This window comes from Pseudomonas sp. B7(2017) (assembly GCF_002112745.1).
Classification (GTDB): Bacteria; Pseudomonadota; Gammaproteobacteria; order Pseudomonadales; family Pseudomonadaceae; genus Aquipseudomonas; species Aquipseudomonas ekonensis.
The window spans coordinates 18,747-31,272 of sequence record NZ_NEIP01000021.1 but is presented as its reverse complement, the minus strand read 5'-3'; the positions used below and the strand labels follow the sequence as shown (position 1 = coordinate 31,272).

General features: G+C 68.6%; 14 protein-coding genes. 2 read left to right on the top strand and 12 right to left on the bottom strand.

The features are described from left to right. Nucleotides 1-12: 12 nt before the first annotated feature. From sctT to sctW, 10 genes are read right to left on the bottom strand one after another with little or no spacing between them, the layout of a single operon-like run. Nucleotides 13-813 (bottom strand): type III secretion system export apparatus subunit SctT, encoded by an 801-nt coding sequence (gene sctT / locus CAG29_RS25550; RefSeq protein WP_085695322.1) that lies wholly within the window; start codon nucleotides 811-813, stop codon nucleotides 13-15. Nucleotide 814: 1 nt separating this feature from the next. Further along, nucleotides 815-1,075 carry a type III secretion system export apparatus subunit SctS gene (gene sctS / locus CAG29_RS25545; RefSeq protein ID WP_085583685.1) on the bottom strand — a complete coding sequence of 87 codons (261 nt, stop codon included), beginning with the start codon at nucleotides 1,073-1,075 and terminating at the stop codon, nucleotides 815-817. Between the two features lie 7 nt (nucleotides 1,076-1,082). Further along, nucleotides 1,083-1,736 carry a type III secretion system export apparatus subunit SctR gene (sctR, locus tag CAG29_RS25540; protein ID WP_085695321.1) on the bottom strand — a complete coding sequence of 218 codons (654 nt, stop codon included), beginning with the start codon at nucleotides 1,734-1,736 and terminating at the stop codon, nucleotides 1,083-1,085. After that, entirely contained in the window at nucleotides 1,733-2,767 is a 1,035-nt protein-coding gene (locus tag CAG29_RS25535) for a FliM/FliN family flagellar motor switch protein (protein ID WP_085695320.1), read from the bottom strand. The genes sctR and CAG29_RS25535 overlap by 4 nt, the downstream gene beginning before the upstream one ends. Before the next feature lies 1 nt (nucleotide 2,768). After that, on the bottom strand, nucleotides 2,769-3,335 hold the full coding sequence (locus tag CAG29_RS25530; RefSeq protein ID WP_085589517.1) for a type III secretion system HrpP C-terminal domain-containing protein: 567 nt from the start codon (nucleotides 3,333-3,335) through the stop codon (nucleotides 2,769-2,771). Then, complete coding sequence (locus CAG29_RS25525) at nucleotides 3,332-3,784, bottom strand: type III secretion protein (RefSeq protein WP_085695319.1); 453 nt, start codon at nucleotides 3,782-3,784, stop codon at nucleotides 3,332-3,334. The genes CAG29_RS25530 and CAG29_RS25525 overlap by 4 nt, the downstream gene beginning before the upstream one ends. Continuing rightward, nucleotides 3,771-5,126, bottom strand: coding sequence for a FliI/YscN family ATPase (locus tag CAG29_RS25520; RefSeq protein ID WP_170930401.1), 1,356 nt, complete (start codon nucleotides 5,124-5,126; stop codon nucleotides 3,771-3,773). The genes CAG29_RS25525 and CAG29_RS25520 overlap by 14 nt, the downstream gene beginning before the upstream one ends. After that, nucleotides 5,126-6,055, bottom strand: a complete 930-nt coding sequence (locus CAG29_RS25515) for an FHA domain-containing protein (protein ID WP_170930400.1) — start codon at nucleotides 6,053-6,055, stop codon at nucleotides 5,126-5,128. Before CAG29_RS25515 ends, CAG29_RS25520 begins: the two co-directional genes overlap by 1 nt. 12 nt (nucleotides 6,056-6,067) lie before the next feature. Next, nucleotides 6,068-8,161: a type III secretion system export apparatus subunit SctV gene (gene sctV / locus CAG29_RS25510; protein WP_085633497.1), complete on the bottom strand. Its 2,094-nt coding sequence runs from the start codon at nucleotides 8,159-8,161 to the stop codon at nucleotides 6,068-6,070. Continuing rightward, a complete protein-coding gene (gene sctW / locus CAG29_RS25505) occupies nucleotides 8,158-9,258 on the bottom strand; it encodes a type III secretion system gatekeeper subunit SctW (RefSeq protein WP_085640777.1) in 1,101 nt (366 codons plus the stop codon). The genes sctV and sctW overlap by 4 nt, the downstream gene beginning before the upstream one ends. Nucleotides 9,259-9,551: 293 nt before the next feature. On the opposite strand from sctW, the gene CAG29_RS25500 reads away from it, so the two are divergent. Together CAG29_RS25500 and CAG29_RS25495 are read left to right on the top strand one after the other, a co-directional pair. Further along, on the top strand, nucleotides 9,552-10,082 hold the full coding sequence (locus tag CAG29_RS25500; RefSeq protein WP_225927243.1) for an RNA polymerase sigma factor: 531 nt from the start codon (nucleotides 9,552-9,554) through the stop codon (nucleotides 10,080-10,082). Further along, nucleotides 10,079-10,657, top strand: coding sequence for a GNAT family N-acetyltransferase (locus CAG29_RS25495; protein WP_085640779.1), 579 nt, complete (start codon nucleotides 10,079-10,081; stop codon nucleotides 10,655-10,657). The genes CAG29_RS25500 and CAG29_RS25495 overlap by 4 nt, the downstream gene beginning before the upstream one ends. A gap of 21 nt (nucleotides 10,658-10,678) precedes the next feature. On the opposite strand, the gene CAG29_RS25490 is transcribed toward CAG29_RS25495, so the two are convergent. Continuing rightward, entirely contained in the window at nucleotides 10,679-11,614 is a 936-nt protein-coding gene (locus CAG29_RS25490) for a LysR family transcriptional regulator (protein ID WP_085695317.1), read from the bottom strand. 93 nt (nucleotides 11,615-11,707) lie between these two features. Then, nucleotides 11,708-12,481: an SDR family oxidoreductase gene (locus CAG29_RS25485; protein WP_085583660.1), complete on the bottom strand. Its 774-nt coding sequence runs from the start codon at nucleotides 12,479-12,481 to the stop codon at nucleotides 11,708-11,710. Nucleotides 12,482-12,526 lie beyond the last annotated feature (45 nt).

Genomic DNA, 12,526 nt, shown 5'->3' with positions numbered 1-12,526 from the left:
AGGGGGCAGGCGTCAGGGGGTAGGGTGCAGCAGCAAGGGCAGCAGGTGCCTGAGGTCGGCCAGTTCCGCCAGCCGGCCGTTGCCCAGCCAGCACAGCATCGGCAGATAGAGGACCAGGAAGCCCAGGCCGATCAGGCTCTTGGCCGGCATCGCCAGGGTCGAGACCTGCAACTGCGGGCTGTACAGGCTGAGGATCGCCATGCCGAATTCGATCAACAGCAACAGGCCCACCAGCGGCGCGGCGAACAGCACCATGAAGCGAAAGGTGCTAGCCAGCAGCTTGAGGTACAGGCCCCAGCCGTCCACGGCGGGCATCGGCAGCCACTGGCTGGCGGGCCACAGGCCGTAGCTGTCCCAGATCACCTGGGTGAGGCTGGCGTAGCCGCCGCCGAGGATCAGCAGCAGGATCAGCACCTGCTTGAACATGTGCCCCAGCTCCGAGGTGTTGTCCCCCAGCGCCGGGTTGATCTGCCCGCCGATCAGGGCGCCGCGCTGGTTGTCGAACAGGCAGCCGACCGACTCGAACAGCCAGAACGGCATGGCCAGCAACAGCCCCAGCAGCAGGCCGATCAGGCTTTCCTTGAGCATCAGCCCGCTCAGGTCGAGCCAGCCGAGGTCGCGCCCGGCCAGGCTGGCGCGGATCGCCGGCATCGGCACCAGGGCCAGCGCCAGGACGATCGCGTGGCGCAGCGCGCCCTTGATCTCCCGGAAGGCGAACGCCGGCACCAGGAACAGGCACGGGTACAGGCGCGCCATGCCGACGGTCAGGGCGATGATCGATTCGCTGATGTCGCTGAAGGCCGCCTGGAACATCTCAGGCCCTCGTCTGCGGGATCATGGCGAAGGCCAGTTGCGCCAGTTGGATCAGCTCCACGCCGATCCAGCGCCCGGTCAGCGCCAGGGCGATGCCCACGGCCACCAGTTTCACGGCGAACGGCAGGGTCTGGTCCTGCAGCTGCATCACCGCCTGAAGCAGCGAGGTCAGCACGCCGACGATCACCGCCACGATCAGCGGCGGCGCCGACAGCACCACCACCAGCAACATGGCCTGCTTGAACAGGGTCAAGGTTTCCATGGCGTCCTCACAGGTAGCTGTAGAACAGGCCGTCGAGCAGCCGCGTCCAGCCGTCCACCAGCACGAACAGCAGGATCTTGAGCGGCAGCGAGATGGACATCGGCGCCACCATCTGCATGCCCAGGGCCAGCAGGATGTTGGAGACGATCAGGTCGATGACGATGAACGGCACGTAGATCAGAAAACCGATCTGGAAACCCGCCTGCAACTCCGAGAGCACGAACGCCGGGATGACCAGCAGCAGGTCGTCGCGGCTGGCCTTGGCCGCCATCGCCGCCGGCCACATGCGCTGGGTGTTTTCCAGCAGGTGGGTCTGGATGTCCGGGTCGACGTTGCGCGACATGAACTTGCGCAGCGGTTCGGCCACTTGGCCGGCGGCGCTCTCCATCGCGGGGTAGTCGGCCATGCGCTGGGGCAGTTGTCTGAAGCGTTGGCCCATGTCGCTGAACACCGGGGCCATGATGAACAGCGTCGCCGCCAACGCGATGCCGTACAGCGCCATGTTCGGCGGCGCCTGCTGGACGCCGATGGCGTTGCGGGTGATCAGCAGCACCATGGAGATCTTCAGGAACGCGGTGCAGATCATCATCAGCAGGGGCACCAGCGACAGCGCCCCGAGAAACAGCGCGAGCGTCAGCGGATCGACATCCTGCAGGTTCACGGGCGCGGCTCCAGGCGGGTGATCTGCAGGCCCAGCCGGCCGTCGATGTCCACCAGGTCGCCGTGGGCCAGCGCGCGTTCGCCCTGGAACAGGCTGGCCTGGCCCGGTGCGCAGCCGCTGAAGGCCAGCACCGAACCGACGCTCAGGTGACGCAACTGGCCCAGGCTCAGGCTCACGCTGCCGGCGCGCAGGGTCAGGGCCAGCGGCAGGTCGTCGAAACGGCCCGGGTCGGGCTGCGCGTCGAAGGATTCGGACGCGGCGTACAGCGGCTCGCTGTCGGCCAGGGCGAAAGCGTCAAGGGAGGCGTTCATGGGCAGGTCTTCCAGTTCAGTGAGGGTAAAACGCAGGTCCGTTGCAGGCAGGAGCCGCAGGTGCAGGCGACAGGCGCCGAGTTGCAGGTGGCCGAGGCCCTCGGGGGTGAACAGCGGCTGTTCGGCGAGCAGCACATCGCCCGTCCGCAGGCTGGCCAGCTCCGCAGCGCTCAGCGTGCAGTGGCCCAGCGGCAGGGGGATGCGCAGCGGCCAGTCCGGCGCTGCGTCATGGCTCGATAGCCGCTGCCAGGGCGCGCCACGGATCAGGTTCAGCAGCGTGGCGGCGGGTATCCGCGCACGGCAGACGAGGGCGGTCGCGCTGTCCTCGTGCAGCCCCAGCAGGCAATCGATGCCCCCATCCGGCACTGCCGCCACCGTCCGCAACGGGCTGAGCAGCGGCTGGAGTTCGGCAGCGAGGTAATGGTTGTACAGCGGCCAGTACCAGTCGTTGTCGTCTGACGCCGGTTGCACCGGATCCAGGATCGCCGGGCACTGCGACAGTCGGCTGAGCAACGGCTGGCCATCGTCCAGCCACAGCCGCCCGCAGGCGGTTTCGAGGGCGTTGCCCGGTGCGCGGACGAAGGGCTCGGGGGCCAGGCGCAGGGTCAACGTGGCGGAGGACGGCGCGGCGAGCCGCAGGTCCAGGCCGGCGCCCAATTGCAGGCGGGCCTGGGCGTCGGCGGCGGGCAGGCCAGGCAGGCGCAGGGCATGGGCCGGCATGTCAGTGCGCCTCACTGTGCAGGGTCAGGCGCACGCGGCGGCCCAACTGCCGGCCGAGCCAATCGGCACTGGCCTGGCGCCGGGCGTCGCAATAGCGCCGGGCGCTGTCCTTGGCGAAACCCAGGGCGATCTCCAACGCGTCGCCCTGTTGGCTGATCCGCGCCGACACCGTGCCGAGGGTCGGCATGTGCAACTGGACGTCGAGCGGTCCTGCGTCGAGCGCTTGGAGCCGTTCCTCCAGGCGCGCCAACAGGGTTTGCCAAAGGCCCGCCGACGGCCCGGGGGGCAGGGGGGCGCCGGCGGATCGCTCCGGATCCTGGCCGGAGGGCTGGCGGTCGCCGCCGCCGAAGTCCGCCACCGCACCTTGGCCGACGTCTGCCGGACTTGGGCCGTCAATGCCTGCCAGCAGTTGTTCGAAGCGGTCGCCGTCGTCGTGGGTTTCGCCGCGCAGTTCACGGGAGGCGCCGTGCCGGGCCGGCCAGGCACCGGGCGCTTGCGGCTCCTGGCGCGCACGGGGCGGCTCCGCTGGCCGGGGCGGCGGCTTGAGCAAGGCAGGACGTGCGCTCATGAGGCCTCCCGGGACAGGTCGCGCAGGCAGTCGAGCTTTTCCAGGTCGCGCTGGCGCCGACGCAGCTGTTGGCGGCTGTCGTCGGTCCAGTGCTGCTGTTGCCGGTGCTCTTGCTGCAAGGCCTTGTAGTGCTGCTCGAAACGCTCGATGCGGCGGATCGCCTGCTGCTCGCCGGCCAGCCAGCGGTTCATTTCGTGCAGCGGCAGGCGGCGGTGGCTGTGCTGCTTGCGCTGCTCCTGGCGCTCCTGTTGCTGGCATTGGCGCAGCCGTTGCAGCTCGTCGGCCATTTGCGTCAGGCGCGTCTGCAACGCCGCCAGCACGTCGCGCTGACGGCGCCAAGCCTGTTCGGCCATGGCCAGCCGGTGGCGGCGGATCGGGGCCAGCAGGTCGAGGGTCGGCAGCAGCGCGTCGCCGGCCGGCGACAGGGTGTCGGAATCAGAGTGGGACATCGGCGGTCACCTGCAAGAGATGGTCGAGGGTGTCGTCGAGCGACACGGGTTCGCGCAGCGACTGCTGCAGAAAAGCGTCGATCCGCGCCCGGGCATCCACGGCGCAATCGGTCAACGGGTCGTTGCCCGGCTGGTATTCGCCCAGCTTGAGGAGCATCTCCACTTGCTGGTAGGCCGCCATCAGCCGGCGCAACTGTGTGGCGCCGTGCAGCTGTTCGGTTCCCGTGACGTTGCCCATCGTCCGGCTCAGGCTGGCGAGCACGTCCACCGCCGGGTAGTGCCCGCGCTCGGCCAGGCGCCGGGACAGCACGATGTGGCCGTCCAGCAGCGAGCGCACCTCGTCGGCGACCGGGTCGTTCATCGAGTCCTGTTCGATCAGCACCGAGTACAGCGCGGTGATCGCCCCGTCGCCGGTGCGCCCGGCCCGTTCCACCAGGCGCGGCAGCAGGCTGTAGACCGAGGGCGGCAGGCCGCCGCGCCCGGCCGGTTCGCCGCTCGCCAGGCCGATCTCGCGCTGGGCCCGGGCGAAGCGGGTCAGCGAGTCGATGATCAGCAGCGTCGAGCGGCCCTGTGCGCGGAACCCCTCGGCGATGGCCGTGGCGGTGAAGGCGGCACGGGCCCGCTCCATGCTGCTGCGGTCCGAGGTGGCGCAGACCAGCACGGTGCGGCTGCGCAGTTCGGCGTCCAGTTCATGGTCGAGGAATTCACGCAGTTCGCGGCCCCGTTCGCCGATCAGGCCGAACACGATGGCCTGGCACGGCGTGTTGCGCGCCAGTTCGGCGAGCAGGGTGGTCTTGCCGCAGCCGGCCCCGGCGAACACCCCGACGCGCTGGCCTTCGCCCAGGGTGAGCAGGCCGTCGATGGCGCGCAGCCCGGTGGGCAACGGGGCCTCGATGCGCGGCCGCTCGGTGGCCGCCGGGGCATCGCGGATCACCGGCAGGGCGCCGGGCGTGCCGGCCGGTGCGAAGGCTTCCGGGCCTTCGCCACCGAGGGCGCGGCCGAAGCCGTCGAGCACGGTGCCGAGCAGCCGGTCGCTGACCACCAGGCCATGGGGCTGGAACAGCGGCGTGACCGGCGCACCGACGGCAATGCCGTCCAGCGGGCCGAGGGCCGCCAGCAGGGTGTGGTCGCGGTCGAAGCCGACGATCTCGGCCATCACCTCGCCGCCGTCGGCCCGGCGGATCCGGCACAGGTCGCCGATCCGCGCCCGGGGCATGCGGCTGTGCAGCAGGATGCCGCTGACCCCGACGATGCGCCCGCAGATCTCCACCGCCGCGCAGTGCCCGAGGCGGGCCTGGTGCTGGCCTTGCCACTGGGCCAGGCGTTCGAGCGCGGCCTGCATCACCAGCTCAGCTCGACGCGTTGGTCGCCTTCGAACACCACCGTGTGGTCGCTGATGTCCACCAGCCGCACCCCGGCGACCTCGTCACCGAGGAACAGCCGGCGGCCGTCGCTGGTCAGCACGCTGGGCAACCGCGCATTGCTGATCTGCACCACGGTGAACGGCAAGACATCAGTGGCCGGGGGCAGGGCGCTCTGCACCGGCAGGGGGCTGCGGTACTGTTGCTCGAAGCGCAGCAGCATGCGTTCGGTGGATTGCAGTAGATCGTCCTCTTCGAAGCGGCCCTTGAGCAGCAGCTTGCCCTGTTCCTCGACGATGCTGATGCGGCTTTGCAGCTCCCGTTCCTTGAGCATGTCCTCCAGCACCCCGCGCACGGCGGCGGCATCCTTGAGCGGCGTGCGGGCCGGCGCAACCGGCACCGGCGGCACCGGATCCTCGGCGCTGAGCCCCCAGATCAGCGCCCCGAGGAACAGCGCCAATGCGCCCAGCAACAGCAGCGGCCCGAGCAGCGGACGGGACTGCACCACCGCTTGCGGCCGGGGCGCGTCATCCGGTTCGGCGTTCAGGGGCAAGGCCTCGGGCGCGAAGGCGTCGGCGACGGGCTCCTCGTCCTCGGGCCATTCGGTGTTGGCGCTGACCACCGACAGCCAGACGCCGTTGAGCGAGAAGGGCGTGCCCGGCTCCAGGGTGTCGATGGCGTCGACCTTGTGCCCTTCGCTGTCGGTCACTGCGCCGTCCTTGCGCGACAGCGACCAGGTGTCGTCCACCAGCCGCAGCAGGCAATGGCGGTCCTTGATGCCGGGATCGTAGAGCGCCAGGTCGGCGCCGTTGGAGGAGCCGATGCTCCACTCGTCGCCGGTCAGCGGCAGGGCCGCGCCACGGTGCAGGCCCGTGAGCACGCGCAGTTCATAGAGCATCTGGGGTTTCATGGTCGCACTCCGTCAGGCCAGCATGGCCTGTGCCTCTTGCAGATCGATACGCCCCAGCACCTGCACCTGCACGCTGGACAGCAGTTCGGCGAAGGACAGCACCGGGACGTGGTTGAATTCCTCGTTGAGCAGGCCGTGCAGCGGGCTGCGCAGGTCCTGGGCCACCAGCAGCACCGGGGCCGGCCGGGCCCGCAGCGGGAACGCGTCGCGCAGTTGCTCCAGCAGGGCGCCGCCGAGCTCGGGCTCCAGGGCGAAATAGGCTTCGCTCTGACTCTGGCGCAGGGCGTCGCGCAGCAGCACTTCGGTCTCAGGGTTCAGCAGCCAGGCGTTCAGCGCACCCTGGTCGGCGTGCTGATGGCAGATCTGCGCCTTGAGGGCGATGCGCACGTAGTCGGTGAGGGCGCTCAGGTCGCGTTCGTGCTGGCCCTGCTCGATCAGGGTCTCGGCGATCGGCCGCACGGCGCGTAGCGACACCAGTTCCGCCGACAGCCGTTGCAGCACCGCCGCGAAGCGGGCCAGCGGCAGGGTGCGCTGCAGCTCCTGGGCCAGTTCCGGCTGTTCGCTTTCCAGCCAGCCGAGGATCGCCTTGCTTTCCTGCAAACCGATGAAGCGCGGGCCGGTGGCCTGGAAGGCGCGGCTCATGCGTTCCAGGATCAGTTCCTCGGCGCTCGCCGGCTCCACGCTGGTCATGCGCAGCAGCGTGTGTTCCGGTTCGAGCCAGACCCACTGGCCTTCGTCGCGCTCCGCCGAGCCGCGTTCGCCGTCATGCAGTTCGCCCACCTGATGCACCGGCACCGCCACCCGGCGGCTGTCGAAGGTGGCGCGGATCAGCGGCACCTCGTAGACGCAGAAGCAGAATTCGTCCTCGGCGCAGCGCTCGGTGAACTCCAGCTCGAACGAGGGCAGGGTCAGGCCAAACCGGTGCACCAGGGTGTTGCGCCGCTGACGGATGCCGGACACCAGCCGCTCGACCTCGGCGCTGCCCTGGTGAGCGGGGTGAAATTGCAGCAGGTAAGGGCGCGAGGGGTTGAAGCGGCGGATGTCCTCGCGGCCGTTGAGCTCGGGCGCGGCGTTGCGGGCGGCGCCGGCATGTTCCTGCAACAGTTGCCGGCGGCGGATGCGCCACAGCTGGAACAGCCCGCCGGACAGGCACACCAGGCTGATGCTGACGAACACCAGGCCCGGCATGCCGGGGATGGCCGCAAAACCCAGCATGCCGATGGAGGAGAACACCCAGGCCTTGGGCTGGCTGGTCAGCTGCTCGGCGATTTCGTGGCCGATGTTGGCGTCGCCGGCCTGACTGTCCGGCGCCACGCGGGTGATGATCATGCCGGCGGTGAGGGAAATCAGCAGCGCCGGAATCTGCGCGATCAGGCCGTCGCCGATGGTCAGCACCGAGTACAGGTGCATGGCGTCCGCGGCTTCCATGCCGTTCTGCAGGACGCCGATGGAGAACCCGCCGATCAGGTTGATGAACACGATCACCAGGCCGGCGATGGCGTCGCCCTTGACGAACTTCATGGCCCCGTCCATGGCGCCGAACAGCTGGCTTTCCTTGGACAGCTGCTCGCGCCGCTGGCGCGCCTCGCGGACGGTGATGAGGTTGGCCCGCAGGTCGCTGTCGATGGACATCTGCTTGCCGGGCATGGCGTCCAGGGTGAAGCGCGCCGCCACTTCGGCCACCCGTTCCGACCCCTTGGTGATCACCAGGAAGTTGACGATGGTCAGGATCAGGAAGATCACCAGGCCCACCGCCAGGTTGCCGCCGACCACGAAGCTGCCGAACGCCTCGACGATGTGCCCGGCGTCCTGCTGCAGCAGGATCAGGCGGGTGGTGGCGATCGACAGCGACAGGCGGAACATGGTGGTCAGCAGCAGCACCGCCGGAAACGTGGAAAACGCCAAGGGCCTTGGCAGGTACATGGCCAGCACGATCAGCAGCGAGGAAATGCAGATGTTCAGGGCGATCAGCACGTCCACCAGCGGCGTGGGCAAGGGCAGGATCATCATGAACACGATGGCCATGACCATCACCGCGCCGACGATCTCGGTGCGGCGCATCACCGCCAGCGCCAGGCGGTTGAGGCTTTGGATCAGTCGGTTCATCGCGGGCTCCGACCATCGTCCAGGCCCAGGGCCTGACGCTCCTGGCGGGCCATCTCTTCCATCAGGCCCTGCAGCAGGCGCAGGCCGTTCTGGCGGGTCTTGAGGTCTTTCCACAGCACCAGCGGCAGCTGTTGCAGCAACGGATACAGAGCGTTGAAGAACCACGCCTGACGGTCGGACGCAGATCCCAACGTGTCATCGCCCAGCAGCGTCAGGTCCCGGGCGAAGAAACCGTTGCCGCAAAAGCGCAGCAGCCGTTTGCTCATGCCCAGCGAGGTCATGCCGCCGTGCCGCTGGCCCAGGCGCTCCAGCAACGCCTGGCAGGCCTGGAGCAGGCTGTTGAGCCGCCCGCAGGAACCCAGCCCGCGCAGCATCGAGCCCAGCACGCCACCGGGCAGGGACGGCGACAGGGCGGCGATGTCGTCGGCCAGTGCCCGCTGCAAGGTGCGCAGGCCCCGGCCGAACTGCTCTTCGCTGAACTGTTCGAGCAGCCCTTCGAGCAGGTTGGCCAACGGCTGCTGGCCGACGATGGCCTTGTAGTAGAGCTGGCGCATCGCGGCGCGCTGCTGCGGGTCGCGGGTGAACAGGGCGATGGCCCCGGCGGTGTTGAACCCGGCGCGGATCCGGTCGCCGTGCAGCTGGCGCAGCTCGTCGATCAGGCTGCGGGTGGATTGCGCATCGGTCTCCCGGCCTTCCTGCAAGGACAGGCGCAAGGCCTGCTGCAACAGGATGTCGGCCCGCGCCGGATCCTGCTCGGCCAGCCCCAGCGCGGTCTGCAGCGACGGTTGCTGCTGCAGTTGCATCTGCATGCGCCGGGCCTGTTGCTCCAGGCTCGGTTGGTCGCCGTGGTCGAGCAAGCGGTAGAGCTCGGCGAGCTTCTCGATGCGCTCGACCCGCTGGCCCCGTGTCGATTCGCTGATCAGGCGTTCGTCCAGGCTCTTGCTGTGCCGCTCGACGCTTTCGCTGAACTTGAGCGCGACTTCTTCCATGGAGTCGATCAGCGGGTTTTTCGCCGTGGCCACGGTCGTGTCGGCGGGGAAGGGAAACCGGCCCGGCAGGTCCAGGGGCAGGACGTCGTTGTAGCTGTTGATTTTCATGGAGGCGCGCTTTCCACCGCAGTGCAGGTGAGCTCTGAGTGGCGCGCGGCGGCATCCGGTTCCCTGGGCGTTCCTTGGCCCGAAAACGGCGTGCAAGAACTGGCACGGGGATTTTTCCGAAAGTGCAACAAGTTGCCCGAATCGGCGTTTATCGAAAATTAAATCGTTCTAAATCAATGGCTTGAAAATGCGTCGAGGTTGGTACGTTCGCTGCTCTCTGTCTCTCCCGCCACTGTCGGCATAGCGTGAGACATGAGGGATCAAGCGTGGATTCGAATACCGTTCAAACGGACATGAAAGTGATTGGCGCGATCAAGCTGGACCTGGGAGGCCTGGCTCGCAGCAGCGAACGCAAACTGCGCTGCTTCATCAATAAGCGGGTGTTCAACCAGGCCGATGTCGATGACCTGATGCAAATGACTTACCTGGAGGCCTGGCGCAACCAGCACAAGTTCGCCGGCGCGTCCCGGCCGGAGACTTGGCTGTTCGGCATCGCCTCCAACCTGGTCAGCAACCATTTCAAGAGCCTGTACAGCCGCCCGCAATGCGCGGTGCTGGAAGAGTCGGGCATCGAAAGCCTGGAGCACGGGCACGACCCCAGCCACGTCAGCGAACACCAGCGCCTGCTCAGCCGCGCGGTGGAGGCCATCGACGGGTTGTCGGTGGACATGCGCGCGGTGATCGACCTGCTGGTGGATTCCGACATCAGCTATCAGGACGCCGCCGTGCAGCTGGGGGTGCCCATCGGCACCGTGCGTTCGCGCCTGGCCCGGGCCCGGGGCCAACTGAAGATGAGCGTCTTCGCAGAGGAGGCCGGCGCATGAACGGTTTCAACCGCCGGGCCTTGCCCGCGACCCTGCCGCGCGGCGTGCGCGAGTCCTGCGACGCCGACCTGCCGGCGATGATGGAGATCTTCAACGAAACCGCCGGCACCGGCGCCAACTCGCCGGTGACCCGGCCGATGACGCTGGAGGAAGTGACGTTCTACATCAACCTCTACAAGCGCGACGGGCTGCCGGTGTACGTGCTCGAACGCGGCGGCGAGGTGGTGGGCTGGCTGTCGATCAACCGCTTCAGCTGGGGCACCCAGGCCTGCCGCCACACCGGCGAGACCGCGATCTACGTGCGGGCCGACCGCCACGGCAGCGGCATCGGCGTGCGCCTGGGCCATGCGACGGTGATCCTCGGCCGCCAGTTCGGCCTGGAGACCCTGGTGGCGTGGATCATGGCGGCCAACCGGCCCAGCCAGCAGATCGTGCAGTCCATCGGCGCGGTGCTGTGGGCCCGCCTGCCGAACATCGCGCGCTTCGGCGAGGAGCGGGCCGACGTGCTGCTGTACGGCCTGCCGCTGTACGAAGGCTTGCCCCAGCGACCCGACGACCACCCGCCCGGCGCCTGACGCCGCCACCGGGCCGACCGTTCACGGCGATGGACGGCGGCCTGGCTGCCGATTGACCAGGCAGGGGGCCAAAACCCCCTGCAACCAGTCCACGAACACCTCCAACACCCCCGAACGCTGCTGCCGGTGCGGATAGAGCAGGGTGGCCGGCAACGGCGCCGGGCGCGCGTCCGTCAGCACTTCGCACAGGTCGCCGGCATCGAGCAGGTGCTGCACGTCGTAGCGCGGGATCTGGATCAGCCCCAGGCCCGCCCGGCAACAGGCGATGTAGCTTTCGGCGTTGTTGACCGTCACCTGGCTGGGCAACGTGAGCGTGTGTGCCTGGCCCTGGGCATCGACATGTTCCCAGGGCATTTCCCGGCCGGAGAGCGGCGAGGCATAGCCGATCATCCGGTGCCCCTGCGCCAGGTCTTCCACGCTTTCGGGTGTGCCGTGGCGTTGCAGGTAGTCGGGGCTGGCGCAGTTGATCAGCTCGATCATCCCCAGCGGACGGGCCGCCAGACTGCTGTCGGTGAGCGGGCCGACCCGCAGCACGCAATCGATGCCTTCGCGCACCAGGTCCACGGCGCGGTCGCTGGAGCCGAGCAGCAATTGGAGATGGGGGTATTCGCCGAGCAGTTGCGGCAAGGCCGGTGCCACCACGCGGCGGGCGATGCGGCTGGGCAGGTCGACGTGCAGGCGGCCCTTGACCTGGCGTTGCTGGTCCTTGAACAGCCGGTCGATGGCCTCGGCGCTGGTCAGCAGTTCCACGGCCCGTTCGAAGAATTGCGTGCCGGCGGCGGTCAGTTGCACGTTGCGGGTGGTGCGGTGCAGCAGGCGGGCGCCGAGTTCGCTCTCCAGCCGCTGCACGGCGGCGGAGACGGTCGCCCGCGGCAACTCCAGCAGGTTGGCGGCCTTGATGAAGCTGCCCATTTCCGCCACGCGGACAAAGATCCTGTAGCGCTCAAGCTTGTCCATACCCTGTCGTTCCTGGGGTGGCGGTGGTGCCGAGTATAGGGCGGCCAGAAAAGAAAAAGGCCCGGCGCAGGTTGCGCCGGGCCCCGGAGGGCATCACTTGGTGGTGTAGCCGCCGTTGATCAGGATCGTCTGGCCGGTGATCCACCAGCCGTCGCTGACCAGGTGGCGGATGAAGGGCACGACGTCGCCGATGTCGGTCAGGCCGGTGCTCGACAGGGCCGAGAGCGCCGCAGCGGTCTTGTGGTAGGCCACGGCGTCGGCGCCTTCGGCGGGGTAGAAGAACGGCGTATCCATCGGGCCCGGCCCTACGGCGGTGACCGAAATCCCGCGTTCGCCGAATTCCTTGGCCGCGGCGCGGGTGAAGTGCTCCACCGGCGCCTTGGTGCCGGCGTAGGCCGCATAGAACGGCGTGAACGCCCCGAGCAACGAGGTGACGAGGGTGCAGACCTTGCCGTTGTCGTTGAGCTGGCGGCCGGCCTCGCGCAGGAAGAAGAACGCCGACTTGGCGTTGACCGCCGCCATCTCGTCGTACTCGGCCTCGCTGACTTCGGCGATCGGCTTCTTCAGCACCTTGCCCACGGTGTTGATGGCGATGTCCGGCCGGCCGAAGGTGGCGACCACCTCGGCGAACAGCCTTTCCATGGCGGCGGCGCCGCTGAGGTCGGCCTGGATCGCCAGAGCCTGGGCGCCGGCGGCGCGGATGGCTTGCACGGTGTCTTCGGCGGCCGCCCGGCTGGCGTCGCTGTTGTAGTGGATGGCCACGGCACGGGCACCGTGGGCGGCGAGATCGCGGGCGAGCAGGCCGCCCAGGTTCTTGGCGCCGCCGGTGATCAGCACGACTTTGTCCTGGATGCTGTGGTTGGGCATGGGTGTACTCCTGATGGCTGGGTTGAGAGCGCTCAGGATAGGGAG

Excerpts from the sequence above, each read along its gene's own strand:
- sctT (WP_085695322.1), bottom strand. The coding sequence starts at position 813 with ATGTTCCAGGCGGCCTTCAGCGACATCAGCGAATCGATCATCGCCCTG.
- sctS (WP_085583685.1), bottom strand. The coding sequence starts at position 1,075 with ATGGAAACCTTGACCCTGTTCAAGCAGGCCATGTTGCTGGTGGTGGTG.
- CAG29_RS25535 (WP_085695320.1), bottom strand. The coding sequence starts at position 2,767 with ATGCCGGCCCATGCCCTGCGCCTGCCTGGCCTGCCCGCCGCCGACGCC.
- CAG29_RS25530 (WP_085589517.1), bottom strand. The coding sequence starts at position 3,335 with ATGAGCGCACGTCCTGCCTTGCTCAAGCCGCCGCCCCGGCCAGCGGAG.
- CAG29_RS25525 (WP_085695319.1), bottom strand. The coding sequence starts at position 3,784 with ATGTCCCACTCTGATTCCGACACCCTGTCGCCGGCCGGCGACGCGCTG.
- CAG29_RS25520 (WP_170930401.1), bottom strand. The coding sequence starts at position 5,126 with ATGCAGGCCGCGCTCGAACGCCTGGCCCAGTGGCAAGGCCAGCACCAG.
- CAG29_RS25515 (WP_170930400.1), bottom strand. The coding sequence starts at position 6,055 with ATGAAACCCCAGATGCTCTATGAACTGCGCGTGCTCACGGGCCTGCAC.
- sctV (WP_085633497.1), bottom strand. The coding sequence starts at position 8,161 with ATGAACCGACTGATCCAAAGCCTCAACCGCCTGGCGCTGGCGGTGATG.
- sctW (WP_085640777.1), bottom strand. The coding sequence starts at position 9,258 with ATGAAAATCAACAGCTACAACGACGTCCTGCCCCTGGACCTGCCGGGC.
- CAG29_RS25500 (WP_225927243.1), top strand. The coding sequence starts at position 9,552 with ATGAAAGTGATTGGCGCGATCAAGCTGGACCTGGGAGGCCTGGCTCGC.
- CAG29_RS25495 (WP_085640779.1), top strand. The coding sequence starts at position 10,079 with ATGAACGGTTTCAACCGCCGGGCCTTGCCCGCGACCCTGCCGCGCGGC.
- CAG29_RS25490 (WP_085695317.1), bottom strand. The coding sequence starts at position 11,614 with ATGGACAAGCTTGAGCGCTACAGGATCTTTGTCCGCGTGGCGGAAATG.
- CAG29_RS25485 (WP_085583660.1), bottom strand. The coding sequence starts at position 12,481 with ATGCCCAACCACAGCATCCAGGACAAAGTCGTGCTGATCACCGGCGGC.